General features: G+C 64.2%; 27 protein-coding genes. 19 read left to right on the plus strand and 8 right to left on the minus strand.

Annotation, left to right across the window (positions count from 1 at the left end; genetic code table 11):
- Position 1 precedes the first annotated feature (1 nt).
- Positions 2 to 280, minus strand: a complete 279-nt coding sequence (locus HYR72_22920) for a type II toxin-antitoxin system Phd/YefM family antitoxin (protein ID MBI1817839.1) — start codon at positions 278 to 280, stop codon at positions 2 to 4.
- A complete protein-coding gene (locus HYR72_22925; protein MBI1817840.1) occupies positions 277 to 576 on the minus strand; it encodes a hypothetical protein in 300 nt (99 codons plus the stop codon). The genes HYR72_22920 and HYR72_22925 overlap by 4 nt, the downstream gene beginning before the upstream one ends.
- 175 nt (positions 577 to 751) lie before the next feature.
- Between HYR72_22925 and HYR72_22930 the strand changes: the two genes are divergently transcribed.
- Positions 752 to 1,477 (plus strand): hypothetical protein, encoded by a 726-nt coding sequence (locus HYR72_22930; protein ID MBI1817841.1) that lies wholly within the window; start codon positions 752 to 754, stop codon positions 1,475 to 1,477.
- A 22-nt stretch (positions 1,478 to 1,499) separates the two neighbouring features.
- Here the strand turns inward: HYR72_22930 and HYR72_22935 are convergent, their stop codons facing one another.
- Positions 1,500 to 2,717, minus strand: a complete 1,218-nt coding sequence (locus HYR72_22935; protein ID MBI1817842.1) for an anion transporter — start codon at positions 2,715 to 2,717, stop codon at positions 1,500 to 1,502.
- Positions 2,718 to 2,835: 118 nt separating this feature from the next.
- Positions 2,836 to 3,831: a prenyltransferase gene (locus HYR72_22940; protein ID MBI1817843.1), complete on the minus strand. Its 996-nt coding sequence runs from the start codon at positions 3,829 to 3,831 to the stop codon at positions 2,836 to 2,838.
- Positions 3,832 to 3,958: 127 nt separating this feature from the next.
- Between HYR72_22940 and purM the strand changes: the two genes are divergently transcribed.
- Positions 3,959 to 5,074, plus strand: coding sequence for a phosphoribosylformylglycinamidine cyclo-ligase (gene purM, locus HYR72_22945; GenBank protein MBI1817844.1), 1,116 nt, complete (start codon positions 3,959 to 3,961; stop codon positions 5,072 to 5,074).
- A gap of 82 nt (positions 5,075 to 5,156) precedes the next feature.
- Positions 5,157 to 6,374 (plus strand): threonine ammonia-lyase, encoded by a 1,218-nt coding sequence (locus HYR72_22950; protein MBI1817845.1) that lies wholly within the window; start codon positions 5,157 to 5,159, stop codon positions 6,372 to 6,374.
- Positions 6,375 to 6,392: 18 nt separating this feature from the next.
- Here HYR72_22950 and HYR72_22955 read toward each other — a convergent pair whose 3' ends face one another.
- A complete protein-coding gene (locus HYR72_22955; GenBank protein MBI1817846.1) occupies positions 6,393 to 6,773 on the minus strand; it encodes a PIN domain-containing protein in 381 nt (126 codons plus the stop codon).
- Positions 6,736 to 7,035: a ribbon-helix-helix protein, CopG family gene (locus HYR72_22960; GenBank protein ID MBI1817847.1), complete on the minus strand. Its 300-nt coding sequence runs from the start codon at positions 7,033 to 7,035 to the stop codon at positions 6,736 to 6,738. Before HYR72_22960 ends, HYR72_22955 begins: the two co-directional genes overlap by 38 nt.
- Positions 7,036 to 7,135: 100 nt before the next feature.
- On the opposite strand from HYR72_22960, the gene HYR72_22965 reads away from it, so the two are divergent.
- The 4 genes from HYR72_22965 to HYR72_22980 all read left to right on the plus strand — a co-directional run bounded on the left by HYR72_22965 (position 7,136) and on the right by HYR72_22980 (position 10,015).
- Complete coding sequence (locus HYR72_22965; protein MBI1817848.1) at positions 7,136 to 7,438, plus strand: hypothetical protein; 303 nt, start codon at positions 7,136 to 7,138, stop codon at positions 7,436 to 7,438.
- 72 nt (positions 7,439 to 7,510) lie between these two features.
- A complete protein-coding gene (locus tag HYR72_22970; GenBank protein ID MBI1817849.1) occupies positions 7,511 to 7,708 on the plus strand; it encodes a hypothetical protein in 198 nt (65 codons plus the stop codon).
- A gap of 19 nt (positions 7,709 to 7,727) precedes the next feature.
- A complete protein-coding gene (locus HYR72_22975) occupies positions 7,728 to 8,831 on the plus strand; it encodes a hypothetical protein (GenBank protein ID MBI1817850.1) in 1,104 nt (367 codons plus the stop codon).
- Positions 8,832 to 8,833: 2 nt separating this feature from the next.
- A complete protein-coding gene (locus HYR72_22980) occupies positions 8,834 to 10,015 on the plus strand; it encodes an aminotransferase class I/II-fold pyridoxal phosphate-dependent enzyme (protein ID MBI1817851.1) in 1,182 nt (393 codons plus the stop codon).
- Here HYR72_22980 and HYR72_22985 read toward each other — a convergent pair whose 3' ends face one another.
- Both HYR72_22985 and HYR72_22990 read right to left on the minus strand, forming a co-directional pair.
- Positions 10,016 to 10,561, minus strand: coding sequence for a damage-inducible protein DinB (locus HYR72_22985; GenBank protein MBI1817852.1), 546 nt, complete (start codon positions 10,559 to 10,561; stop codon positions 10,016 to 10,018). It abuts the gene before it with no gap.
- Between the two features lie 91 nt (positions 10,562 to 10,652).
- Positions 10,653 to 12,086 carry a hypothetical protein gene (locus HYR72_22990; GenBank protein ID MBI1817853.1) on the minus strand — a complete coding sequence of 478 codons (1,434 nt, stop codon included), beginning with the start codon at positions 12,084 to 12,086 and terminating at the stop codon, positions 10,653 to 10,655.
- 288 nt (positions 12,087 to 12,374) lie between these two features.
- Between HYR72_22990 and HYR72_22995 the strand changes: the two genes are divergently transcribed.
- The 12 genes from HYR72_22995 (at position 12,375) to HYR72_23050 (ending at position 24,793) form a co-directional block, all read left to right on the plus strand.
- Complete coding sequence (locus HYR72_22995; GenBank protein ID MBI1817854.1) at positions 12,375 to 12,692, plus strand: SCP2 sterol-binding domain-containing protein; 318 nt, start codon at positions 12,375 to 12,377, stop codon at positions 12,690 to 12,692.
- A 171-nt stretch (positions 12,693 to 12,863) separates the two neighbouring features.
- Positions 12,864 to 13,718: an EamA family transporter gene (locus HYR72_23000; protein ID MBI1817855.1), complete on the plus strand. Its 855-nt coding sequence runs from the start codon at positions 12,864 to 12,866 to the stop codon at positions 13,716 to 13,718.
- A gap of 71 nt (positions 13,719 to 13,789) precedes the next feature.
- Positions 13,790 to 14,257, plus strand: coding sequence for a phosphatidylglycerophosphatase A (locus HYR72_23005; GenBank protein ID MBI1817856.1), 468 nt, complete (start codon positions 13,790 to 13,792; stop codon positions 14,255 to 14,257).
- Positions 14,254 to 15,537, plus strand: a complete 1,284-nt coding sequence (locus HYR72_23010) for a competence/damage-inducible protein A (GenBank protein MBI1817857.1) — start codon at positions 14,254 to 14,256, stop codon at positions 15,535 to 15,537. Before HYR72_23005 ends, HYR72_23010 begins: the two co-directional genes overlap by 4 nt.
- 11 nt (positions 15,538 to 15,548) lie before the next feature.
- Entirely contained in the window at positions 15,549 to 16,103 is a 555-nt protein-coding gene (locus HYR72_23015) for a GNAT family N-acetyltransferase (protein MBI1817858.1), read from the plus strand.
- Between the two features lie 100 nt (positions 16,104 to 16,203).
- The gene (locus HYR72_23020) at positions 16,204 to 17,184 is read left to right on the plus strand and encodes an EamA family transporter (GenBank protein MBI1817859.1); all 981 of its coding nucleotides are present in this window, start codon (positions 16,204 to 16,206) and stop codon (positions 17,182 to 17,184) included.
- Positions 17,160 to 18,044, plus strand: a complete 885-nt coding sequence (locus tag HYR72_23025) for a PhzF family phenazine biosynthesis protein (GenBank protein MBI1817860.1) — start codon at positions 17,160 to 17,162, stop codon at positions 18,042 to 18,044. Before HYR72_23020 ends, HYR72_23025 begins: the two co-directional genes overlap by 25 nt.
- A gap of 83 nt (positions 18,045 to 18,127) precedes the next feature.
- Positions 18,128 to 18,730 carry an RNA 2',3'-cyclic phosphodiesterase gene (thpR, locus tag HYR72_23030; GenBank protein ID MBI1817861.1) on the plus strand — a complete coding sequence of 201 codons (603 nt, stop codon included), beginning with the start codon at positions 18,128 to 18,130 and terminating at the stop codon, positions 18,728 to 18,730.
- Complete coding sequence (recA, locus tag HYR72_23035) at positions 18,717 to 19,814, plus strand: recombinase RecA (GenBank protein MBI1817862.1); 1,098 nt, start codon at positions 18,717 to 18,719, stop codon at positions 19,812 to 19,814. Before thpR ends, recA begins: the two co-directional genes overlap by 14 nt.
- A 52-nt stretch (positions 19,815 to 19,866) precedes the next feature.
- Positions 19,867 to 21,027 (plus strand): type IV pilus twitching motility protein PilT, encoded by a 1,161-nt coding sequence (locus tag HYR72_23040; protein ID MBI1817863.1) that lies wholly within the window; start codon positions 19,867 to 19,869, stop codon positions 21,025 to 21,027.
- Positions 21,028 to 21,133: 106 nt separating this feature from the next.
- Positions 21,134 to 23,776, plus strand: coding sequence for an alanine--tRNA ligase (alaS, locus tag HYR72_23045; GenBank protein ID MBI1817864.1), 2,643 nt, complete (start codon positions 21,134 to 21,136; stop codon positions 23,774 to 23,776).
- A gap of 15 nt (positions 23,777 to 23,791) precedes the next feature.
- Complete coding sequence (locus HYR72_23050) at positions 23,792 to 24,793, plus strand: PhoH family protein (protein MBI1817865.1); 1,002 nt, start codon at positions 23,792 to 23,794, stop codon at positions 24,791 to 24,793.
- Positions 24,794 to 24,826 lie beyond the last annotated feature (33 nt).

The raw sequence follows: 24,826 nt of genomic DNA on the forward strand, positions 1-24,826 counted from the left end.
CCTACGCCGCTCGTCGTTTCGGTTTGCGCTCGCGCCGTGACACCGCTCGCTCGACGGCGTCGAGCGACTGACCGCCACCCTGTGCCGCGCCGCGATCGATGAGCGCGCCGAGGCGCGGGTGATGCGCTATCAGGAAGGCCTCCAGATCATCGTTCTCTCCCAGCGCAACGAGCGCTGCACACGGCCGCCCGTTCTTTGTGATGATGACAGGCCCCTGCGGTAGCGTCTTGATCATCTCGCTCAACCGCTCCCTCACTACCCGGACCGATTCAATTTTCATAAGGTGTACTCCTTGCCTGCCACGATGAGAGCGTTGCCGCGTTTGCGACCAACCACGGTGATCCACACTTCCATTTCCACCACCCGGTAGAACACCCGTAGATCCTCAAGCCGCAGCTCGTAGTCGGCCAGAGCGCTGGTCCGACGCAGGCGAAACTTGTTGCGGGTCTCGATCAAGGGGTCGTTGTCGACCAGATGTCGGCGGATTCCGTCGGTGACCATTCTTTGCTCGCGAACCGGCAGCCGTCCGAGGTGATCAAGCGCCTGCGGCTTGAAGAGGATGACCCGCCGAGCCATTCAAGCGACGTTGTAGCGCCGATTGGCGCTACAAGCTATCCGGTGTTGGCTTCCTCTCCTGTCGGGACTAAGACATGCCCGCATGCGAATCATCGCTCGACACGCCAGATCGATATTGCGAACGAGTGAAACGTCCGTTCGGCCCGCCTACACCTTCGATCCGCCGCGCCAAGCGATGGGGGCGGCTATCGTCATCCTGCTTTTCTTGACCTCGTTTGCGCACGCCGGTGCCGCACCGTCGCTCGCGGCCACTCCCCACCAGCGGCGTACGCTGGCGGCCGATAGCGGCTGGATAAAATTGTGGGACACGGCGTGGTGGATCACGCTGCGCGCCACACCCGCCGGGGTACCGCTCGCTCGGATCGAGTACCACGCACGATTTGCTGACGATCACGATCCGCGCACTCTCGCTGGTCACTGGGACGTAGATGGCGAGGACCGCAACGGTTTTACCGGGCGCGTCCCGGTCACGTGCGCCACGCGGCCCGATTACGATCGGCGCTTGCGTGTGAAGGTGCGCGTGGTCGATGTCAACGACACTGCCAGCGACTGGGTCGATATGGTTTTCCCGGCCACCGAGTCGAGCGGCGACGACAGTGCACCGCCGCTCACTGCCGAGCCCAGCACCGAACGCCGGAGCGAATCGCTCGGAACCGTCCAGATCATTGCGAACGACGACATGACGATCGCCGACGCGAAGGCTGCGTTGCAGCGCCGGGCGCGCGACAAGGGCGGCGATGCCGCCATCGGCTTTCGTCTGGTTGAGACCACCGGCAATCGCGTCACCTTTGCGGCCGATGTCATCCGTTACGTCGACGTGCCGGCGACGCCAACGCCAGCACGCACCGGCACTGCGCCCGACCGCGTGCTAGCTGAGTTGGCGATGCCCGGCGCGCGGTGACGAAGGCGTCGGTGCTCTCCGTTCACGGCGTACCCAGCAAGAGCATTCCAACCATCAACGTAAACACCGTCAGCGGCACGCCGACCAGCATGTAGGTGAGCGGACGGATCTCGACGCCACGCCGGCGCGCGGCTTCGATCACGATCAGATTGGCGACCGAACCAGGGATCGTCAGATTTCCCGCCAACGTACTGCTCAGCGCCAGCAGCAACCACGCGTGGGTTGCGTTGGGGAACATCGGGACGACTCGCTTCAGCAGCAGCACTGCGGGGACGTTGCTGACCACGTTCGAGAGCGCGACACTCGCAGCCGTAAACCAGACGTCGGATACCAGGGCCGGCGATGACTGCAACTGCACGCGCAGCCAGGCGTCGAGGCCGCCGTGTTCCAAGCCACCGACGACGACGAACAACCCCGCGAACAGCACCAGCAACTCCCAATCGATCAGCGCGAACACTTTCGCCGGCTTGACCCGCCGCGTGAACAGCATCCACGCGGCGGCGGCCGCCGAGCTGAAGGCGATGGGCGCGCCGGCGATCAATGTGCCAAGCAGCAACACCGTGATCGCTCCGTTTTTCAGCGCCAGCCAGCGGTGCACGCGCACGATCGAACGCCGCGGGGGCGATGCAGGCACTCCGGTGGTCAAGTCGCGCCGAAACATCAGCGCGATCAATCCGTACGCGATGGCCAGTCCAACCAACGCCGGCAGCCACAACGCTCCGGCGAAGGAACGGTAAGGAATTCCCGACAGACTCCCGATGATCATATTCTGCGGATTGCCGGTGATTGTCGCGACACTGCCGATGTTAGCCGCTGTGGCGAGTGCGATCAGATACGGGACCGGCTTGCGCTCGAGTGCGCGCAGTACGTCGAGCAGCAGTGGCGCGAGTACGATGCACACCACGTCGTTGACGAAGCAGGCCGACAGCACGCCCGCCAGCAGCACCACGACGGCCAATAGCTGGTACGGTCCGGCCGCGCGGCGCAGCACCAGGTCGGCGACGAGGCGAAACGCTCCCGACAATCGAAGGCACGCCGCCACGATCATCATCGAGAACAACAGTACCAAGGTGGGGAAGTCGATGGCCGTGAGCAACCGATCGGCCGGCAGCGCGCCGGATCCCACCATACAGACCGCGCCGATGAACGCCGCGCTGGTGCGATAGACGCGAAAGCCCGGCAACTCGCCGATGACGAGGACGAGGTACGTAGCGGCGAAGATGATCAGGGCGACAGTCATGCATCAGTGGGACACAGGCAAGATGCCTGTGCCACCATCAACAGAGCGGAGTGAAACAGGCGGAGTGAGGGAGAGATTCTTCGCCTTCGGCTCAGAACGACAGCTTGCGGGCCACGGCTCAAAAGAGGCGGCCTGGAAGGATCAGATTGAGCACCAAGCCGAGGATGAACAACCCGCCGGCGAGCTTGGTGAGGTAGAACGCCGCCGCCACGTACCACAGTGGCCACACCGGAAAATTCTTCGGCGGCGCGTCCGGCTTCGGCTGCGAGTAGATTTTCAATACGCGGAACAGCCGCGGCAGCGAGAACACTACTAACAAGGTCCACACGCCGAGCGTGCCCGCAGCGACCATGCCGAGCACGACGAAGTAGAACGCGATCATCAGCGCCATCGTCGCGTAACGAGCGGTGTCGTAGCCGAGAATCACAGGCAACGTGTGGATGCCCTTGACCTTGTCCAACTCGAACTTGTCGAGATGTTTGCCCATCAGCACGGTCATGACCACGATGGCGTATGGGATCGACGCGACAAACACCCACGCGGGAATGTTGCCGGCGGTGACATAGTAGGTGCCGCCAGTCATCAGCGGGCCCCATACTAGGAAGACGCCGATCTCGCCGAGTCCGATGTGCTTCAACCGGATCGGCGGCGCGACGTAGAAAAAACTGATGAAGAAGCCGAGACCCGCAAACACCACCACCGGCCAGCCGCGCAATGAGACGAGATACGCGGCGATCACCACGTCGATGAAGTTCACCAACAGGATCGCGTTGCGCAGGGTCGCCTTGGTGACTAGGCCCGAGAGAATCGGATGCGGCGCATAGAGCGCGCGCGGATAGTCGGCCGTGTCGACGCCGCCGGAGAGGTCGTAGTAGTCGTTGATCATGTTGTTGGCGGCGTGCGCCAGCAACAGCCCGGTGGTCGCTAACAGAAACGGCGTCCAACTGAACGACCCGGCTGCGGCCGCGAGCAGCCCGCCGATGAGCGCCGACGTCAGCGTCATCGAAAACACTGCGGCGCGCACGATGATGAGCCACTTGGAGACCGGATCCATCTCCTTGTCTTTGGAGAGGTTCGCGGTCTGAATCACTTCGATCCAGTTTTGCACGACCATGGCTGATCCTCCGCCGGGCTTGGGCTGTGATGATGGCTAGGTTTATCACCGCCACCCCGTCGGTCAACCGCATCGCTCTAACCAGCGGGGTTGTTCTCGCCGGGGCGGAGAGGATAGAAGATCGCCGATGGCGAAACAGTCCTTCAGCTACGACGAAGCCGGCGTCGAAACGCTGCAGGTCCACGGCGGCCTGCGCGAACTCGCCGATTGGATTGGCAAGACCTTCGAGTTCAACGCCGTCCGGCCGCAGTTGCCGCTCGGCTACTTTGCCAACGTGCTGCCCCTGACGCCCGAGATCGGTCTCGCGATCTCCACCGATGGCGTCGGCACTAAGTTGCTGGTGGCGCAAGAGCTGGAGCGCTACGACACCGTCGGCATCGACTGCGTGGCGATGAATGCCAACGACATCCTCTGCGTCGGCGCGCGCCCGATTTCGCTGGTCGACTACATCGCTGTGCAGCAGGCGAACCCAAACTTCTTGGGCGAGATCGCCAAGGGTTTCTACGAAGGCGCGTGTCGAGCGTGCATCAACATCCCCGGCGGCGAAGTCGCGCAGGTGCGCGAGATGCTCCACGGTGCGCGCAGCGGCTACGCGTTCGACCTCGTCGGCACCTGCATCGGCACGGTGCATCCGGCGCGCGTTTTGATCGGGCAGGACGTGCGCCGTGGCGATGTGGTGGTCGGCATCGCGAGTAGCGGTATTCACAGCAACGGATTCACGCTCGCGCGTCGCGTGCTGTTCGAACAGGCGAAACTGCGCGCCACCGATCACGTTACCGGGCTGGCGCGCTCGGTGGGCGAAGAGTTGCTCATCCCCACGCACATCTACGTGCGCGAAGTGCTGCAGATGCTCGACGCCAACCTGGCGATCAAAGCGATGATCCATGTGACCGGCGATGGCTTCCTCAACCTCACGCGAGTCGCGGCCCCGGTGGGGTTCGTGATTGATGCGCTGCTTGATGTGCCGCCGATCTTTCCAGTCATCCAGAGCCATGGCGGGCTCGACGATGCGGAGATGTTCCGGGTCTACAACATGGGCGTCGGCTTCTGCGTCGTCGTCGATCCGAAGGATGCGCCTCGCGTGGTCGAGAGCGCGCAGCACGAAGGCAAGCACGCCGCGCCCATCGGCTACGCCGTCGCTGATCCCGAGCGGCACATTTGGATTTCGCCGCGTGGGCTGGTGAGTCGTGACGACGTGTTCACTCGGACCGCTGCCACACCACCACCGCGAATCGTCGCGTGAACCTCCGCGTGAATCTCTGGTGGAACAGGCTTGCAGTCTGTTGCGCGCCGGCAAAGCGCCGGTGCCACCGGTACAGTGAACCATGAGCGCTGTGCGCATTTCCCTTGATCAGATCCGAGCCGCGCGCGAACGCGCGGCCGGCATCGTGAAGGTGACGCCGCTGGATCTCAGCGCGACCTTCAGCGCGCTGTGTCAGCGTCAGATCCATCTCAAACTGGAGAACCTGCAGAAGACCGGCTCCTTCAAAGTTCGCGGCGCGCTCAACAAGATTCAACTGCTCGATGAAGCAACGCGCACGCGCGGTGTCGTGACCGCGTCGGCGGGCAATCACGCGCAAGGTGTCGCCTATGCCGCGCAACGCGCGGGGGTGCCGGTCACGGTCGTGATGCCCGAGACCGCGTCGTTCAGTAAGGTCACGGCGACCAGCGGCTACGGCGCGCAGGTGGTGCTCGCCGGCCGCGACTATAGCGAGGCGTACGCGAAGGCCATCGAACTCGCCGCGCAACAACACGCGGCGTTCGTCCATGCCTTCGACGATCGCGAGGTGATTGCGGGCCAAGGAACGCTGGGGCTCGAACTGCTCGAACAGCTTTCCGATGTCGATACGGTCGTGGTACCCGTCGGTGGCGGCGGATTGCTGGCCGGCATGGTCTCGGCGCTGCGCGGCGCCGGTTCGCGTGCCCGGATCATCGGCGTGCAAGCAGCCGGCGCGTCATCGCTGGTGCCGAGTTTGCGATCCGGGACGCGGGTCGAGCTGGCCGCGGTCGACACCATCGCTGATGGCCTGGCAACCCGTGCGATCGGTGCGATCCCGTTCGACATCATTCGTTCAGGCATCGACGATGCGGTCGAAGTCAGCGACGCCGAGATCGCCGACGCGGTGCTGCTGCTGCTGGAGCGCGCGAAGACCGTTGTCGAGGGTGCCGGCGCGGTTGGACTGGCCGCGTGTCTTGCCGGTCGGTTGCCGGCACCGGCGGCAAAGGTTGCGGTACTCATCACCGGCGGCAACATCGACACCAACCTGCTCGACCGCATCATCAACCTCGGGCTGGTGGAAGAGGGCCGCCTCTTTCGATTCACCACGCGCCTCGCCGATCGCCCCGGTGAATTGCAGCGACTGGTCACCTGCATCGCAGCGTGTCGCGCCAACATCCATCAGATCAGTCACGAGCGCGCCCAGCCCGGGTTGGCGCTGACGCAAGCCTCGGTCACGCTCGAACTCGAAACCCGCGGTCGCGAGCACATCGCGGAGATCGAGCGGGGGCTGGCCAAAGCCGGCTTTGATGTCGATAGGCGGTAAGCGGTTCGCAGCTGCGACTCACACCCGCAGCTTCTTCACGTCGCGCATCGGGTAGTGGCGCAGATTCCGACTGCACAGCGTTAGACCGTTTGCGTGCGCCGCCGCGGCGATCAGGGCGTCCGCAATCTCGACGCTGTGCGATCGCCCAAACGTCAGGCAATAGCTGCCGGCTTTCCGCCCGACGCGCTCGTCGATCTCGACGCAATGCAGGACGCGTTGAATGTCGGCGATGACGAACTCCTCGCGCGGGCGAATGCCGGCGTACACTTCGGCGATCGAGACCGGCGTCCAGCCGAGAAAATCCCCGGCCGCGTCGCGGGCGGCTAGCCACTCGACGATCGCCTCGGTGCCGCGCAACCACTCAATGATGATGTCGCTGTCGAGAAGATACTTGGCCACGTCGTCTCGCTACCGATCGCTGCGGACGCTCCGAGCGGCGCAAGTTGCGCACGTACGCGTACGAATCGGTCATGTCGTCACGCTCCGCCCAGATCCCCGCCATCTGGCGGATCACGGCGGAGCGATCCTCGACGGCTCGTCCTCCGTACGTGGCGGCCACGGCCTCGCGGACCAATTCGGAGATCGTTGTCCGACGGCGACGGCTCTCAGCCGCCAGGCGCCGGGCGCTGTCTTCGTCCAAGTACAACTGGGTCCTTTTCATCGGCGATGTATAACATACATCGCCACACGAGCAAAGCATCTTGATCGACTGTCTGGGCGATCGTTCCCCTGCTGCGCGCTTTCGGCTAAGGGTCGAGACCATGAATCACGTGACGATCGAAGTCCTCGACCCCACCGCTCCATCACCTCACGGCGCGGCGCAGCCGACGGCCCGGCTTGCATCGCTACGAGGCAAAGTGCTCGGCATTCGCCGCGACCGGGTGTGGCATTCGTTCCACCACTTCTCCGACCGCATCGCCGAGGTCGCGCGCGAACAATGGGGCGCGCGCGACCTCGTGTTCTTCGATCCAGGTGTTCGGCTCGGAACCACGGAAGCGGAACGCGACAAATTGTTGCCCTTCGTGCAAGGAGTCGAGGCCGCCATTGTCGGCCTCGGTACTTGAGGGTCGTGCACGTCGTGGAGTGTCCACGACACGATTGAGTGTGAACGCGCCGGGGTCCCGACGGTGGTGGTAGTGACCGAAGTGTTCGCCAACTTGGCGCAGACCGCCGCGCGCGCGCGCGGCTACGATCATCTCGCAACGCTGGTGCTACCGCATCCGATGGAGACTCGCGATCGTGACGAATGTCGTCGCATCGCCGACGAGCGGGCGGCCGAACTCTTCTCCTCGCTGGTGTCCGCTCCCTCTCCCTCTGGGAGAGGGCAGGGGTGAGGGCTCACTAGACACGACCATGCGCGGAACATTGCTCTCTGAAGTTCACATAGTCGCGGCGGACGCCGAGGCGTTCTTCGAACTCGCGGAGCGTCAGGGCTGGGGCGATGGGCTGCCGCTGATTCCGCCAACGGCGGAGCGCGTGCAAGCGATGCTCGACTTCGTGGTCGAAGCGCCGGAGGCGATTGTCGGCGTTGTTGAGCCGCAGCGTGGCGAGGCAACGGCCGAAAAAATCGCGATCAACGCGGTGATGGCTGGGTGCAGCCCCGAGTCCTTTCCGGTCGTGATCGCGGCCGTGCGTGCGGTGTGCGATCCGCGCTTCAATCTCTACGCGCTCAACACCACCACTTGCTGCGCGACGCCAGCGCTGATGATCAACGGCCCGGCACGCCACGCTCTCGGCATCGAGTGCGGATACAGTTGCCTCGGCCACAACGGGCGCGCCAACGCCACCATCGGCCGGGCGCTTCGATTGGTCATGCGCAACGTCGGCGGAGCCATCCCCGGCGCAGTCAGCAAATCCACCTTCGGACAGCCTGGCCGCATGTCGCTGTGCTTCGGCGAGTGGGAAGAGAAGAGCCCGTGGAACCCGTTCCATGTTCGACGGGGCTTCGAACGTGACGACAACGTCGTCACCGTGCACTGCGCTACCGGCACCCAAGACATCGCCGATGTGTGGGCTGAGACCGGCGAGGAAATGATTTGGGTGCTGGCGCACTCGATCGATTGGATCGGCAACAACAAGGTGCTGGTGCCGCAGAAGGACGGCGAGATGCTGCTCCTCCTCTGTCCCGACTTCGCCTACAAGATCGCGCGCGACGGCTTGGCAATCGCCGACGTGCAACGCATGCTATACGAGCAGACGCGCACGCCGATCGAACGCTGGCACCGGAACCACTGGCCGAAGTTGGAAATGCGCGGCTATGTCGAGGACGGCACCGTGCCGCTGTGTGAGCAGCCGGAGCAATTCCTTATTGCCGTCGCCGGCGGCGAAGGCGGACATCATGCCATCAGCTTTTGCAGCTTCGGTCTGACGATGTCGGTGTCGCAGAAATTTTCACTCACCTCAGACATCACCGAGGGCGAGTCGTGTCCGCTGCCGGAGCGAACGCCCGGTATCTGATCATGCGATCGGTCTCGCTCAAGTCGGAACAGTTCACCGAATCGGTCATCCGCGGCATGACGCGGTTGTGCGAGCAGCACGGCGGCATCAACCTCGCGCAAGGCTTTCCCGATTTTCCGGCGCCGATGGAGCTGAAGGACGCGGCCAAGCGCGCCATCGACGACGAGTTCAACCAGTACGCAGTGACCTGGGGCGTGCGCGAGTTTCGCGCGGCGATCGCGGCGAAGATGAAGCACTACAACCGCGTACCGTGCGATCCCGAAACCGAAGTCACGGTGACCTGCGGCTCCACCGAAGCGATGATCGCGACGCTGTTGGCGGTGGTGAATCCCGGCGACGAGATCGTGATCTTCGAGCCTTTCTACGAGAACTATGGCCCCGACGCGATTATGAGCGGGGCGACGCCGCGCTACGTCACGCTGCGACCGCCGGACTTCACCTTCGACCCGGCCGAGCTGCGCGCAGCATGCGGGCCGCGCACCAAGGCCATCATCGTCAATACACCGCACAATCCGAGTGGTCACGTGTTCGGCCGGGTTGAGCTGGAAACCATCGCGGCCGTCTGCCGAGAGTTCGATTGTCTCGCCATCACCGACGAGATCTACGAGTACGTCACCTACGACGGTCGCGAACATGTCTCGCTCGCCAGCCTCCCCGACATGCGCGAACGCACAATCACGATCAGCGGACTGTCGAAGACCTATTCGGTGACAGGCTGGCGCCTCGCCTACGCGATTGCCTCACCCGCGCCGACCACGGCGATTCGCAAGATGCACGACTTCCTCACCGTCGGCGCGCCGCATCCGCTGCAATGGGCAGGCGTGAGCGCACTCGGCCTACCCGCCGGTTACTATCGCGACCTCGCGGCACACTACGCGACGCGGCGCGCAGTGTTGGCGGAGGCGCTCACCGCCGCCGGCTTTCGCATTCACGTTCCGGAGGGTGCGTACTACATCCTTGCCGACATCGGTGAAATTGCTGGCGTCACGATGATGAGCGACGTGGCGTTCTGCGAGTGGCTGATCCGCGATGTCGGCGTGGCTGCGGTGCCAGGGTCCAGCTTCTATCGTGATGGAGAGCGTGGACGGCGGCTGATCCGCTTCGCCTTCTGCAAGCGTGAGGACACCCTGCGTGCCGCTGCGGAGCGTCTGGCGCGCGTGCCGGACCTGCTGAGGCTACGGTGACTACGCGCCGTCGGTGCGCAGAAATACCGGGAAGTCGGTGCCCCCCGGATCGTGACCAAGTTGAGAGAGCAACGTCGTCAGCTGCCCGCGGTGATGCGTCTGATGGTTAAAGAAGTGTGTGACCGCCCACCACAGCGGGTGTTTGTATGGCACGCCCGCGCTCGTACGGTACGAGAGCGGTGCGTCGAAATCCGCGTCGCTGAGGCCGCGCAGCCAGGCCTCGATCGCGGCGTCCGTTTTGGCGCGCTCCTGCCGCAGCAAAGCGAAGTCGTCGTAGAGGACCTGATCCAGTTTGCCGGTGTACGGGATGGGCTGGCCGCTGTGATCGAGTGAGGTGGCAACCGTCGCATCACGGGTGAAACGGCCAAGCCAGGCGCGATCGGTGAGCAGCAAGTGATTCAAAGTACCGTGAATCGAGCCGAAGAAGGCTCCCATGCTGCGCTTCCGCTCTTCATCTGTGAGCGTTGCGCACAGAGCGTAGAGCTTGTCGTTCATCCAGCGGTTGTAACCCGCGAGCGCTTGGTACTGGCCGAGCAGAGTCGCCATCACCGTACCTCCCCGGATCGGCATGGTGATGGACGCGCCTCGCCTGGGCAAGCGTGACGCGACATCTGTCGAAACGACCGGGTAGTCGCGCTCAACCGGTGATGCGGATCACGATCTGGCGCACCGCGCCCTCGCGGATGCGGGCACTCACGAGCGTCTCGCCACGTGGGAACCCATAGGCCCCGGAGATCGCGGCGCAGAACTGCACCGTCGACGTGTTGTCGACGAAGTGGAAGGTGCCGTCACCGAACAACGTACACGCATCCGCCTGCGCGCGCCCACTCGGATTGCCCGTGCCATCGTTGAAACGACAGCCGAGATCGTTGATTGCGTCCGAGGTTGCCTGGCGCTCGGCAAAGTCCGGCGGATCGACCGCGGGTACACCGCCGAAGACCGGATCGCCATTGTCGCACACCGTCGGACTGCCATCGCCAAGAGGGCGCGACACAATCACTTGCAGATCGGGTCGCACGATCGGATCGATCGGGTCGTAGTTGAAGGCGGAGTTGCCGATGGTGCGATGGCCGGTCAACGGCTTGCCCTCGACAACGAGAATGAAGCCCCGTCCGATGCGCCGTTCGAACACTGGGCGCCCCTCGCTGTCGGTGCCGACCGATTGTAGCGGCATCGCGTCGGCCTGGGCGATCCCGAAATAGGAGATCTCGCCTGGTCCCCCCGGTGGTGGCACCGGCGTGGGAGTGCGGGTCGCCGTTGTCGACGGTTGCGGCATCCCGGTTGTGGTCGGAGTGCCGGCGTTCGGATTGACGCGCACGACAATCTGGCGGGTGGCGCCGACCACGCCCTGTTGATCACTCAGCCGCACGGTCGCAATGGTGTCGCCTTCGGGGAACCCGAAGGGCGACGCGACGCGGCCGCAGAACTGCGCCGTCGAGTTGGGGTCGACGAAGTGGAACTCGCCGTCCGGGAACAGTGTACACGCATCATCGGGGCCGCGGCCGCCAGGATTGCCGGTGCCGTTGTTGAATCGGCAGCCGAGATCGTTGATCGCGTCGGAGATGTGTTGCGTCAAGGCGTAGTTCGCCGGATCGACGGACGGAACCCCACCGAACATGTGCAGCGTGTTGTCGCAGACCGTGGTGCTGCCGTTACCCAGCGGTCGCGACACCAGCATCTGCATGTCGGGCCGCACGGCTGGATCGTCGGGGCTGTAGTTGAACGCGGATAACCCCACCGGGCTGTGACTAATGCCGGGACGACCTTCGACGACCAGCGAGAAGCCCTGGCCGAAGCGGCGTTCGTAGATCAGACGCCCGTTGCCATCGGTGCCGATCGGTTGCAGCGGCATATCGTCAGCCGCGGCGAGTCCAAAGAAGGTGACGTTGGCCCCTGGCCCCAGCGGCGGCGCCGGTGTCGTGGTCGGCGTTGGCGTGTTGGTCGGCCGCCGCGTGCGCGTGTGCGTCACCGTCACGGTCGGCGTCATCGTCGGCACCCCGACAATGGTGCCACCGCATCCGGCCGCCACAATCCCCAGAGCAACCCAGGCCCCCATCCACCGTTGCACCATCGGGTACCTCCCCTGCGCGTTAGCCACCGCGCGCCCCGTTACACCGTACCGCCACAGGTAGCAAACCACGCGGCCCGATGGAATGGGCTGCGCGCGCCGAGCTGCCCCGGATAAACTCGTCTTCCGGTCGATCGGTTGATTGACATCCGCATGCGCGTCGCATAGAAATCCGCGGCGACGGGAGAGGGTGAGGGTGAGTGCGGAGGGCAACAGATAGCTGAGAAACGGGCCCTACCAGGCCCCACATCCTTGAAAGGAGGAGAGTAAACAATGGCAGTAGCAGATGATGTGAAGGCGATCTTCAGCGCGATGCCGGCGAACTTCAATGCCGATTCCGCGAAGGGGATGAACTCCGTCATCCAGTTCAATCTGGGTGGCGACGGGGGCGGCAACTATCACGTAGTGATCAAGGACGGCGGATGCACGGTGGGCGAAGGGGCCCATGCCGCGCCGAACATGACCATGACGATGGCCGCACAAGATTACGTCGACATGATCAGCGGCAAGCTCAACGGCCAGATGGCCTTCATGAGCGGCAAGCTGAAGATCGCTGGCGACATGGGGCTCGCAATGAAGATGCAGAGCCTCTTCAAGCGCCCGGCGTAAAGCCGGACCGCGATCGAATCTGTTTGATGGGGCGAGGAGGCGACTCCTCGCCCCATCGTCGTTTCGGGGCCTACGTTCCTTCCACGCTCACTCGATCCGAGCCTTCGCGAGCGGATGAAGCAGCGCACTGGTTGACTCCGCCGCTGCCGCCAGCCACGGTGCCGCGGTTCCATGACTCCGCTCGCCGTCGCGCTCGTGTTGGTGTCCGCGTTCCTGCACGCGGGCTGGAATCTGTTCGGCAAAGGCAGCCAAGACAAGTCGGCCTTCTTCCTTGCGCAAGGAGCGTGCACCGCGATCATTTGTTCGCCTGGATTGATTGCCTTCTGGTCGCCACCGCCGACACTGGGCTGGGTGTTCGTCGCGCTCTCGGCGGCGGCGCACGCCGGCTACGCGTTGTACTTGGTGAAGTCGTACGAAGCCGGTGATCTGTCGATCGCCTACCCGATCAGCCGCAGCGCTCCGGCGTTGGTGTTGCTGTGGGAGATGACCGCGGGACACCAACGACTGAGCGTCTTGGGCGTGAGTGGTGTGGTGCTCGCCGTCGTCGGTGCCCTGATGGTGCAGTGGCCGCTGCTGCGGGCGCGCGGGCTGCGGGGCGTGTTGCGTGCCGATGTCACGCGCTTCGCGCTCATCACCGCGGTGTTCATCGCCGCCTTCACCATCGTCGACAAACAGGGCGTCGGCCAAATGCACCCGTTCGTCTTCTTGGTGCTGATTCTCGCCGGCGAATTTCCGGTGTTCATCGTCCGTATGGGAAGCGCGACGGCGACCCGCGTGCGTGCCGAATGGAACCGGACCCGCTGGACGATTCTCGCCACCGCGATCGTCGGGCCGTTTTCGTATCTGTTGATCCTGTGGGCGCTGAAGAACGCGCCCGCCACCTACGTGCTGTCGTTGCGCCAGACTAGCATCGTGTTCGGCGTGGTACTCGGGCGCTTCGTGCTGGGCGAAGTCGGCACCCGCTATCCGCTGATCGGCGCGGTTGTCATCACCATCGGCGGTTTGCTGATCGCCGCGGGTGGATGACGAGCGCCACTCACCTTGACTCACTCCAGGCCCGCGCCTACGCTGCGGCCTTTCGTCACGGAGTCTGACGCATGCGCACGACGGTCCTGTTCATCGCCTCGGTGGCATACATCGGCTACATCCCCTTCGCCTCGGGAACGTTCGGTTCGCTGGCGGCGATGCCGCTGTTTTGGGTCTTCGACAAATTGTGCACGGTGTCGGTGCCGCTGGCGCTCGCGACCTTCGTCGCCTTGGTTGTAGGCGCGTGTTGGGTGGCGGGTCTGGCCGATGGGTTTCTACAAGAGCACGACAGCCACAAAATCGTGATCGACGAAGTCGCCGGCTACGTCGCGGCGACGCTGCTGCTGCCGCTGAGCTGGCCGGTCGCCATCGCCGCGTTCTTCATCTTTCGCGCGCTCGATGTCATCAAGCCATACCCTGCCGGATACATCGATGCGAACATGCCGGGCGGTCCCGGCGTCGTGCTCGACGATGTCGTCTCGGGTCTGTACACCAATCTGCTGCTACGCGGCCTATTGTTTCTTGGAGTGCTGTCATGATCGAGCGCGCCGTCATTCTCAGTTCGGGCGATGAATTGACCACCGGCCGCACGGTCGACACCAACGCCAATTTCATCGCCGACAAATTGGTCGCGGCGGGACTCGACGTGGTCGCGGTGGTCGTGGTCGGGGACTATCACGAGCGCATCGCATGGGCGTGGCGCGAGGCGATGCGGCAGGCGGACGTGATCATCGGCACTGGCGGTCTCGGCCCCACGGCCGACGATCTCACCACCGAGGTGTTGGCGCAGGTCGCCGGGCGAACGCTGAAGATGGACACGGGCGTCGCCGACCGCATCCGCCAGATGTTCGCGGCGATGGGCCGCGTGATGCCGGAGAACAATCTCAAGCAAGCCATGTTTCCCGAGGGTGCGACGGTCATCCCCAACCCGCTCGGCACCGCGCCCGGCTTCCGCCTCGATCTCGATACTGAGTGGGGGCGACGTCACTTGATTGTGTTGCCCGGCGTGCCGCGCGAAATGAAACCGATGATCGAAGAGCAGGTGCTGCCGTGGATCGAGCAGGAGCGTGGCGGTGAGGATGTGTATCGCAGCCACACCTTCCAAACCTTCGGCATCAGCGAGTCAGCGCTCGACGAACTGGTCACCGGCTGCGTGGCCGCGGAGGAAGGCCGCATCGCGTTTCGCGCGGCGTTTCCGCAAATCTCCGTGCGCCTGACGGTCCACGGTCGCCCCGACGCAACCGCGCGAAACTTGCCGCTACTCGCGGCGCGGTTGCGCGAACGCATTGGCACCTACGCCTATGGCGAAGGCGACACGTCGATGGAGGAAGTCGTCGGGACGATGCTGAAGCAACGCGGCCTCACCATCGCGCTGGCGGAATCCTGCACCGGCGGTCTCATCGGCCATCGCATCACCAACGTGCCCGGCAGCTCGGCGTACTTTGTGGGCGACCTCGTCACCTACAGCAACAGCGCGAAGCAACAACTGCTCGGCGTGAACGCGGCGACGCTCGAACGAGTTGGCGCGGTGAGCGAAGAGGTTGCGACCGAGATGGCGGAGGGCGCCCGGCGCGTCGCTGGCGCAGATTTCGGACTCGCAACCACCGGCATCGCCGGCCCAGACGGCGGCAGCGCGGAGAAACCGGTCGGGACAGTGTGCATCGCGCTGGCGACAGCGGAGAAGTCGTTCGTGCGGCGCTATCAATTTTGGGGCACGCGCGACTGGGTGAAGATCCTCACCTCACAAGTTGCGCTCGACTGGGTGCGCCGGCATTTGCTCGGGCTCGATCCGAGCGAGTCCGGCGTCCTCCGGCGGTGAGGGTTCGCGGGCTGCATGCCGCCGTCGCCCGCGGCAAGCGCGTGCTTCTGCGTTTGCCGAGCGCGCACGACTGCGACGAGTTCGTCGCGCTCATGCGCGCGAGTCGCCGCCTGCACCATCCGTGGGCGGCGCCGGCTACCACCACCGACGCGTTCGCCGACTATCTGAACCGCATTCGCCGTAAGGAAACCTACGGGTTGCTGGCGTGCGAGCGCTCGAATGGTGCCATCGTCGGGGTCTTCAATTTCAATCAGATCGTGCGCGGCCACTATCACAGCACGTACCTGGGATACTTTGGCGGCGCGCCGTTCGCGCGCCAGGGCTACATGACCGAAGGCTTGGCGCTGGTGCTGCGCTACGCGTTCACCAAACTCAAGTTGCACCGGCTGGAAGCGAACATCCAGCCCGGCAATCGCGCCTCGCTCGCGTTGGCGCGTCGGTGTGGATTGCGCTGCGAGGGCTTCTCGCCGCGCTATCTCAAGGTGAACGGCCGCTGGCGCGATCACGAACGCTGGGCGATCACGGTGGAAGATTGGCGCAGACTACGAGCCGAGGAACGCCGCTGAACGCGCCTCGCCAGCGCGGGATAGGTCGCCGCCAAATTTCCACATTCGGACATCGCTAGTAGCGCGCCACACGCATGCGTGGGATAAGCCGCACATCGTCATGGACAGCGGCGGAACCATCAGAAGCCTCGACCCACGAGTCGCGCTCGCCTTCGCCGTTGTCTACGTGGTGTGGGGATCCACCTACCTGGCGATCCGCGTCGTGGTGGCGAGTGTACCGCCGGCGGCGTCCGCTGCGGTACGGTTCGTGAGCGCGGGCTTGCTGTTGCTGTTGATTGCACGTGTGACCGGCCGAACCCTCACCATGCCGCGCTGCGAACTGCGCGCGCTGGCGTTGATCGCGTTGCTGCTCCTCGTCGTCGGCAACGGTATCGTCGTGTGGTCCGAGCAATTCGTACCCTCGGGCACCGCCGCGTTGATCGTCGCGACCTTGCCGCTGTGGTTGGCGGTGCTCGAAACCGTTCTGCCCGATGGTGAGCACGTGCCACCGATGGCCTGGGTCGGTGTCGTCACCGGTTTCGTCGGCTTGGCGATCTTGCTGTGGCCCAAGTTGGCCGGCGGACTCAGCGCCGACTTGCGCGGCGAAGCGGCGCTGCTGCTCGCCCCGCTTTCGTGGGCGTGTGGCTCGCTGTATTCCAAGCGCACCACGTTCACCGTGTCGCCTTTGGTTGCGACCGGATGGGAGATGTTGCTCGGTGGCCTCATGCTGGCGGCGATTGCCGCCGCGACCGGCGAGTTTTCGCACTTTGCGCCGACGCGCGCAGGATGGATGGCGTTGGCGTACTTGGTCATCTTCGGTTCGTGCATCGCGTTCACCGCATTTGTGTGGTTGCTGCAGCACGTCCCCGCCGCGAAGGTGGCGACATACGCCTATGTGAATCCGGTGATCGCGGTGTTCCTCGGCTGGTTGCTGTTGGACGAGCCGTTCAGCGCCTCAATGGCGCTCGGCACACCGATCATCGTCGCGGCCGTCGTGCTGGTGACCACGGCCAAGATGCGTCGCGAAGGTGGCACTGCCACAGCGCAGTTGAACATTGCTCGCAGCGGAGGCGCCCAATGTCGCGCTACGAATACCGCCTAGTCGATGTCTTCACCGCCGAACGCTTCGGCGGTAATCCACTCGCGGTGTTTCCACAGGCCGAAGGCATCGATCCCGCTATCATGCAGCGCATTGCGTGTGAGCTGAATCTGTCCGAGACCACTTTCGTATTGCCGACGACCCACACCGGGTGTGACTTCCAGGTGCGCATCTTCACGCCGCACATCGAAATGCCGATGGCCGGACATCCGACGGTGGGTACGGCCTGGGTGCTCGATCACGGCGATCGCGTCACCTTTCTGGAACAAGTCGGCCCGATTGTCGTCGAGCGAGTGTTAGCGGTGTCGGGTACGCCGATGTGGCAGATGACCCAATTGCTGCCGGCGTGGGGTCCGCGCCTGAACGACCGCGATCTTGTCGCCGACATGCTCGGGTTGTCGGTGGTCGATCTCGCGCCGGACTTGCCCATCGAAGTCATCACCTGCGGCGCGCCGTTCCTGTTCGTTCCGTTGCGCAACGTCGATGCACTCGGGCGCGCTCGCGTGCGCCCTGATCGCTGGGAAGCGATCGCGGCGCAGGCTCCTGCGGCTCACGGTGCGTTCTGCTTCACGATCAACACCGGCGATCCTACCATCACCGCGCGCAGCCGGATGTTCGCACCCGCGGCCGGCGTGGCGGAAGATCCGGCTACGGGCAGCGCGAGCGGTCCGCTTGGTTGCTATCTCGTGCGCTACGGGCTGATCGCGGCGGCGGCGCCGGCGCGCATCCTGAGTCTGCAAGGCGTCGAGATGGGGCGGCCGAGCTACGTGCACATCGAGATCGAGTGTGGGCCGGAGGAGATCACCGCCGTGCGTGTCGCTGGCGCCTGCGTCGCCGTCGGTGGCGGGTACATCGAACTCTGAGCGCACGTCCTAGGCCCTGGCCCGAATCGGGGTAGACTTCCATACGCTTCCCATAATACGCTCCGGCGCGCTTGAGAGCTGGCATGAGTGACGCCGCGCAGATCCGCGCCTTTGTCGCTGTCGATCTAGCGGCGGACGTGCGCGAGCGTGTGGTGCGACTGAAAGCAGAGCTGGCAGCGGTGCGTAGCGAAGCGAGGTGGACGCGCGATGAGGGGTTGCACGCAACCATGAAATTTCTCGGATCGGTCGAGTTGTCACGGCTTAGTCACGTGCGTGATGCAGTCGCCCGTGCCGCGGCATCCGTGGCGATGTTTGCGATGCGTGTGCGTGGCCTCGGCGCGTTTCCGTCGCTCAAACGCCCGCGCGTTGTCTGGGTCGGACTCGAAGCCGACGGACTCGGTGAGCTGGCCGGCACGCTCGAGCGCGAGCTGACACCGCTCGGATTTCCTCCCGAGGCGCGCGCGTCTCAGCCGCACCTCACGCTCGGTCGAATCAACGGCGCCCGCGGTTGGCGCACGCTCGAACCGATTCTGCACCAGCACGAAAGCGACGACTTCGGCGACTCGCCGGTCGATCACGTCACGCTCTACCGCAGCGACCTGCGGCCCGGCGGCGCGGTGTATACCGCGCTCTGGACAAGCTCGCTGAGCGACAGTACAAGAGGAGCCCACCATGGCATTAGATAGTCCCCGTGAACGAGATCCCAACCGCGAGCGTGCACTTGATTTGGCGGTCGGCCAGATCGAGAAACAATTCGGCAAGGGTGCCATCATGAAGCTGGGTGCCGAGGCGCTGGCGCGCGACATCGCGGTGGTCTCGACCGGCTCGCTCGGCCTCGACCTCGCGCTCGGCGTCGGCGGCGTGCCGCGTGGCCGCGTCATCGAGATCTACGGCCCGGAGTCGTCGGGCAAAACCACGCTGGCATTACAAGTGATCGCCGAAGCCCAGCGCGACGGCGGCATCTGCGCCTTCATTGACGCCGAGCACGCGCTCGATGTCGTCTACGCCAAGAAACTCGGCGTCAAGACCGAGGAGCTGCTGATCTCTCAACCCGACCACGGCGAACAGGCGCTGGAGATAGCGGAAACCCTGGTGCGCAGCGGCGCCATCGACGCGCTCGTCATCGACTCGGTCGCTGCGCTGGTGCCGCGCGCCGAGATCGAAGGCGAGATGGGCGAACCGCAGATGGGCCTGCAAGCGCGCTTGATGTCGCAGGCGCTGCGCAAACTCACCTCCAGCATTTCGCGTTCACGCACCATCGTCATCTTCATCAATCAGATTCGCATGAAGATCGGCGTCATGTTCGGCAACCCCGAAACCACCACCGGCGGCAACGCGCTGAAGTTCTACGCCACCTGTCGGCTCGACATCCGCCGCATCGGCGCCATCAAGCAAGGCGACGAGGTGATCGGCAGCCGCACCAAAGTGCGCGTGGTGAAGAACAAGGTGGCGCCGCCGTTCAAAGAGGCCGAGTTCGACATTATGTACGGCGCCGGCATCTCGCGCGAAGGCGAGCTCGTCGACCTCGGCTCCGAGTACGGCATCATCGAGAAGAGCGGCGCATGGTACGCCTTCGATGGCGACCGTATCGGTCAAGGACGCGAGAACAGCAAGGAGTACCTGCGCGATCATCCCGACGCGGCGCGCGCGATTGAACAGAAGATCCGCGCCCACTTCGGCTTGTCGACTCCGGCGGCAGAGGCCGCGCCCGCCGACCTGCCGGCCGCGGCGGAAAAGGCCGAAACAAAACGTGGCGCCAAAGCTGGATAAGCGGGGTGAGAAAAGCGTCGCAGCGAAGCCCGTTCCCTGCTAACGTGACGACATGGATCTGAACAGCGTGCTCCATCAAGGCGTGCTGCAAGACGCCTCGGACATTCTCCTCAAGGTCGGGGTGCCGCCCGCGTTCAGACTGCACGGCGATCTGGTGCCGTTGCCGGACCACGATCCTCTGACCCACATCGATCTCCAGCGTGCGGCCGACGGGTTGATGGACGAGTTCCGCCGTCGCCGCTTCGAGTCCGACATGCAGGCCGACTTGGCCTACGAAACCCCCGAGCTGGGACGCTTCCGCGTCAACGTCTTTCGCCAGCGCGGCGTGCTCAGCATGGTCATCCGCGTCATCCCGTCGCGCATCCGAAATTTCACTGAACTGAATCTCCCACCCGTGGTCGAACGCATCGCCAACGAACGCCGCGGGCTGGTCCTGGTCACCGGCACCACCGGCAGCGGCAAGAGCACTACGCTGGCGGCGATGGTGAATCACATCAATCAGACGCGGCCGTGTCACATCATCACCATCGAAGACCCGATCGAGTACACGCACCGCGACTGTCTCTCGTTCGTCAATCAACGCGAGGTTGGCTACGACACGATCGACTTCGCCGCTGCGCTCAAAGCTGCGCTGCGCCAGAATCCGGACGTGATCCTGGTCGGCGAGATGCGCGACCTCGAAACCATCGAGACCGCCATCATGGCGGCGGAAACCGGGCACTTGGTGATGAGCACGCTGCACACCCTCGATGCCCCGGAAACGCTCACCCGCACGATCAGCGCGTTTCCCGAAGATCAGCGCGATCAGGCGCGGCTGATTCTCGCCAGCGTCATCAAGGGCGTCATCAGCCAGCGACTCATCCCGCGCGCCGACGGCCAAGGGATGGTACCTGCCGTCGAGGTGATGGTGTCGAGCGCGCGCGTGCGCGAATACGTCGCCGACAAGAACAAGGCGCGCGACCTGCGCGAGGTGATCGCCCAAGGCCACACCTCGTACGGGATGCAGACCTTCGACCAGTCGTTGATGTCGCTCTACCGCACGGGCCTGATCACCTACGACGAGGCCCTGCAGAACGCGAGCAACCCGGCTGACTTCGCGCTCAAGGTCCGCGGTATCGCGTCGACCAGCGATAGCCGGTGGGACAACTTCGAGCGCCCCGCTGAGCAACCCGATGCGGCCGGCAAGCAAAAAATGGAGATCGAACGATTCTGATCCACGTGCGGCTATCGTATCCGAGCCTTGAGATTCTGATTGGTCGCACGATCGTCATCCCGCCACCCCGTCGCCATCGTTTTCGATCCCTGCTAGAAAACTCGCTATGACCGGCGCGCAGATTCGCAGCGCATTCTTGGAATTCTTCCACCGCCGCGGCCACGAAGTGGTGCGCAGCGCGTCGCTCGTCCCCGACAAGGACCCGACACTGTTGTTCACCAACGCCGGCATGGTGCAGTTCAAGGACGTCTTCCTCGGCAACGAGACCCGCGCCAACCTGCGTGCCGCCAGCGCGCAACGCTGCTTGCGCCTGAGCGGCAAGCACAACGACCTCGACGAAGTCGGGCGCGACACCTATCACCACACCCTCTTCGAGATGCTCGGCAATTGGTCGTTCGGCGACTACTACAAGCACGAAGCGATCGCGTGGGCGTGGGAACTGCTCACCAAAGAGTGGGGACTTCCCAAGGATCGGCTGTACGCAACGGTCTTCACCACCGACGACGAGGCCGACAAGTTCTGGCGCAGCGAAACCGACATCGGGCGCGATCGCATCCTGCGCTTCGGCGAGAAGGACAATTTCTGGGAGATGGGCGAAACCGGGCCGTGCGGTCCCTGCTCGGAGATCCACATTGATCGTGGCGCCGCCGCGTGCGATCGCCAGCATGTCGCGGGCCATCATTGCGCGGTGAACACCGGCTGCGCACGCTACATCGAGCTGTGGAACCTCGTCTTCATCCAGTACAACCGCACCGCCGATCGATCGCTCGAAGAGCTGCGCGCCAAGCACGTCGATACTGGGATGGGACTCGAGCGCGTGGCCGCGGTGATGCAGGACGTGCAGTCCAACTACGACACGGACTTGTTTCGAGCAATCATTACGCAGATCGAAGAGGTTGTCACGAGTGTCGGCAATCGAAAACCCTACGGTATGTCCGCAGACAGCGATGTTTCATACCGTGCCATCGCGGATCATGCGAGGGCGATTAGTTCCCTCGTTGCAGAGGGCTTACGTCCTGGCAACGGTGAACGCGAGTACGTGTTAAGGCGACTCATTCGCCGGGCGGCACGACACGCTCGACGGCTCGATGTAGGTATGATCGATCGGCTGCTCGTGTCCGCATGTCGTGGAGTCATTGAGGTCATGGGCGTCGCCTACAAGGATCTCGTAGAGCAGCAAGAGGTGATCTACGATGTTGTCCGCGAGGAAGAGAGCAGATTTCATGTGACGCTACTGACTGGAGAGTCGTATCTTCGCGGTGCAATCGAAGATCTTGGCTCGGGCAGCATACTGCCGGGCGAAGTTGCCTTCAGGCTCTACGATACGCACGGCTTCCCGCTCGACATGACGGAAGATATCTTGCGCGAGGACGGGATCACAATCGATCAATTGGGTTTCGACAAGTGCATGGAAGGGCAGCGGCAACGCAGCCGTGAGGCTCGACGCGAAACGCACAACCTCTTCGCAGGCTATCACGCTGCGCCCTCTCGCTTCGTTGGTGACCACAAATGTGAGATCGAGTCCGAAATCGTGGCGATCTACCGCGACGAGACGGAATGCCCTGAGGTTCGCGAAGGCGACATAGTCGACGTGATCACGGCGGAAACGCCCTTCTACGGCGAGTCGGGCGGTCAGGTCGGTGATCGCGGTCAGATCGAGACGGCCGACGGTGCGCTGATCGAGGTGAGCGACACGCAGAAGCCCCGCGCCGATCTCACCGTCCACATCGGCACCGTCCGCCGCGGCGCATTCCGCCGCGGCCAACGCGTGCGGCTCGCGATCGACCGCGAGTGGCGTGACGCGGCGCGGCTCAATCACTCCGCCACCCACATCCTCAACGCGGTATTGCGCGAGCGACTCGGTACACACGTGCGCCAGGCCGGTTCGTTGGTCGCACCCGAGCGCCTGCGTTTCGACTTCACCCATCCCAACGCCATCGACGACGCGACACTGATCGCCATCGAGGAGCAGACCAACGCGCACATTCGCGAGAACGCCGTCGTGGTGAGCGAAGAGATGGCGTACGACGATGCGATCAAACGCGGCGCGCTGGCATTCTTCGGCGACAAGTACGGCGACCGCGTGCGCGTGGTGAAGATGGGCGAGTTCTCCACCGAGCTGTGCGGCGGCACACACGTGCAGCGCACCGGCGACATTGGAGTGTTCAAAGTCCGCAGCGAAGCCGGGGTTGCCGCCGGCGTGCGCCGCCTCGAAGCCATGACCGGGGCCGGCGCGCTTGCCTCGATTCGCCAGCGTGAGATGACCCTGCGCCAACTCGGCGAGTTGGTGAAAGGCAATGAAACCGAGGTCGCCGAAAAAGTCGAGCGGCTGCTCGCCCAACAACGCGAGCTGGAGAAACAGTTGCAGCAACTGCGCTCGCAAGTCGCCGGCTCGCAGAGCGCGGATTTGCTCAGCCAGGCGTTCATCAGCAAGGCCGGCTTCAAGGTCGTCGCGGCGCACGTCGACGGCGTCGACGGCAAGCGGCTGCTGGAAATGGCCGACGCGTTGCGCGATCGCATGGGCAGCGGCGTGGTGATTCTCGCCAGCGGCAGCGACGACAAGGTCAGTCTGCTCGCGGCAGTGACCAAGGATCTCACCGCGCAGGTCAACGCCGGCAAGCTCATCGGGCAGATCGCGCCTATCGTCGGTGGCCGCGGCGGCGGCCGGCCGGAGTTGGCGCAAGCTGGCGGCAAGGATCCGGCGAAGATCAGCGACGCGCTCAAAGCGGCGCGCGCGCTATTCGAATAAGGAGCGAGTCCTAAGTTGGAGACCTCTACCGCCCCCGCCTCGCTCGAACTCCGCTTCGCCGACGCGAAGCTGCTGCACGCGCTGCTCGGCAACAACGACGAACATCTCAAGACGATCGAACGCGCCCTCGGCGTCCGCGTCGGCAGCGGCGACCACTCGTTGTTTGTCAGCGGCGATGACGTCGAACGCGAACTCGCCGGCCGCGTGCTCAAGCAGCTCTACGGCTTGCTGGAAAGCGGCTACCCCGTCTACCCGAGCGATGTCGACTACGCCATCCGCATCCTCAGCCGCGACCGCGGCGCGAACTTGAAGGATATTTTTCTCGACACCATCTACATCTCCGCGCACAAGCGCGTGATCACCCCAAAGAGCATCGCGCAGAAGACCTACCTCGAAGCGATCCGCCACTACGACATCGTCTTCGGCATCGGTCCCGCCGGTACCGGCAAGACCTATCTGGCGATGGCGATGGCGGTCGCCGGGCTGATGAAGAACAACTTCGCGCGCATGGTGCTGACCCGGCCCGCGGTCGAAGCCGGCGAGAAGCTCGGCTTCCTGCCCGGTGATCTGGCCGAGAAGGTGAACCCGTATCTGCGGCCGCTCTACGACGCGTTACACGACATGGTCGACTTCGACCGCGCGCAGAAGATGCTCGAACGCGGCGCCATCGAAGTCGCCCCGCTCGCGTTCATGCGTGGGCGCACGCTCAACGACTCGTTCGTCATCCTCGACGAGGCGCAAAACACGACGTCGGAACAGATGAAGATGTTCCTCACCCGTCTCGGCTACGGCTCGAAGGCGGTGATCACCGGCGACGTGACCCAGATCGATCTGCCCACCGGCAAGGCCTCGGGATTGAAGGAGGCGCAAGTCATCCTCGCCGGCATCGAGGGCATCCGCTTCTGTGGCTTCACCGAACGCGACGTCGTGCGCCATCGCCTAGTGCAAGACATCATTGGCGCCTACGATCGCCATGAGACCGCGCGCGATCGACAACGCAACCAGAATGGGAGCTGATTCAGGGATCGGTATGCACCAATCCGACCATTG

The organism is Deltaproteobacteria bacterium (genome assembly GCA_016178705.1).
GTDB lineage: Bacteria > Desulfobacterota > Binatia > HRBIN30 > JACQVA1 > JACOST01.

Bases quoted from the DNA above. Each gene is read 5' to 3' on its own strand.
- HYR72_23025 (MBI1817860.1), top strand. From the start codon at position 17,160: ATGTCGCGCTACGAATACCGCCTAGTCGATGTCTTCACCGCCGAACGC.
- HYR72_23040 (MBI1817863.1), top strand. From the start codon at position 19,867: ATGGATCTGAACAGCGTGCTCCATCAAGGCGTGCTGCAAGACGCCTCG.
- HYR72_22925 (MBI1817840.1), bottom strand. From the start codon at position 576: ATGGCTCGGCGGGTCATCCTCTTCAAGCCGCAGGCGCTTGATCACCTC.
- alaS (MBI1817864.1), top strand. From the start codon at position 21,134: ATGACCGGCGCGCAGATTCGCAGCGCATTCTTGGAATTCTTCCACCGC.
- HYR72_22940 (MBI1817843.1), bottom strand. From the start codon at position 3,831: ATGGTCGTGCAAAACTGGATCGAAGTGATTCAGACCGCGAACCTCTCC.
- purM (MBI1817844.1), top strand. From the start codon at position 3,959: ATGGCGAAACAGTCCTTCAGCTACGACGAAGCCGGCGTCGAAACGCTG.
- thpR (MBI1817861.1), top strand. From the start codon at position 18,128: ATGAGTGACGCCGCGCAGATCCGCGCCTTTGTCGCTGTCGATCTAGCG.
- HYR72_22950 (MBI1817845.1), top strand. From the start codon at position 5,157: ATGAGCGCTGTGCGCATTTCCCTTGATCAGATCCGAGCCGCGCGCGAA.
- HYR72_23020 (MBI1817859.1), top strand. From the start codon at position 16,204: ATGGACAGCGGCGGAACCATCAGAAGCCTCGACCCACGAGTCGCGCTC.
- HYR72_22980 (MBI1817851.1), top strand. From the start codon at position 8,834: ATGCGATCGGTCTCGCTCAAGTCGGAACAGTTCACCGAATCGGTCATC.
- HYR72_22935 (MBI1817842.1), bottom strand. From the start codon at position 2,717: ATGACTGTCGCCCTGATCATCTTCGCCGCTACGTACCTCGTCCTCGTC.
- HYR72_22960 (MBI1817847.1), bottom strand. From the start codon at position 7,035: ATGAAAAGGACCCAGTTGTACTTGGACGAAGACAGCGCCCGGCGCCTG.
- HYR72_22985 (MBI1817852.1), bottom strand. From the start codon at position 10,561: ATGGCGACTCTGCTCGGCCAGTACCAAGCGCTCGCGGGTTACAACCGC.
- HYR72_22975 (MBI1817850.1), top strand. From the start codon at position 7,728: ATGCGCGGAACATTGCTCTCTGAAGTTCACATAGTCGCGGCGGACGCC.
- HYR72_22930 (MBI1817841.1), top strand. From the start codon at position 752: ATGGGGGCGGCTATCGTCATCCTGCTTTTCTTGACCTCGTTTGCGCAC.
- HYR72_23010 (MBI1817857.1), top strand. From the start codon at position 14,254: ATGATCGAGCGCGCCGTCATTCTCAGTTCGGGCGATGAATTGACCACC.
- HYR72_22990 (MBI1817853.1), bottom strand. From the start codon at position 12,086: ATGGTGCAACGGTGGATGGGGGCCTGGGTTGCTCTGGGGATTGTGGCG.
- recA (MBI1817862.1), top strand. From the start codon at position 18,717: ATGGCATTAGATAGTCCCCGTGAACGAGATCCCAACCGCGAGCGTGCA.
- HYR72_22965 (MBI1817848.1), top strand. From the start codon at position 7,136: ATGAATCACGTGACGATCGAAGTCCTCGACCCCACCGCTCCATCACCT.
- HYR72_23000 (MBI1817855.1), top strand. From the start codon at position 12,864: ATGACTCCGCTCGCCGTCGCGCTCGTGTTGGTGTCCGCGTTCCTGCAC.
- HYR72_22920 (MBI1817839.1), bottom strand. From the start codon at position 280: ATGAAAATTGAATCGGTCCGGGTAGTGAGGGAGCGGTTGAGCGAGATG.
- HYR72_23005 (MBI1817856.1), top strand. From the start codon at position 13,790: ATGCGCACGACGGTCCTGTTCATCGCCTCGGTGGCATACATCGGCTAC.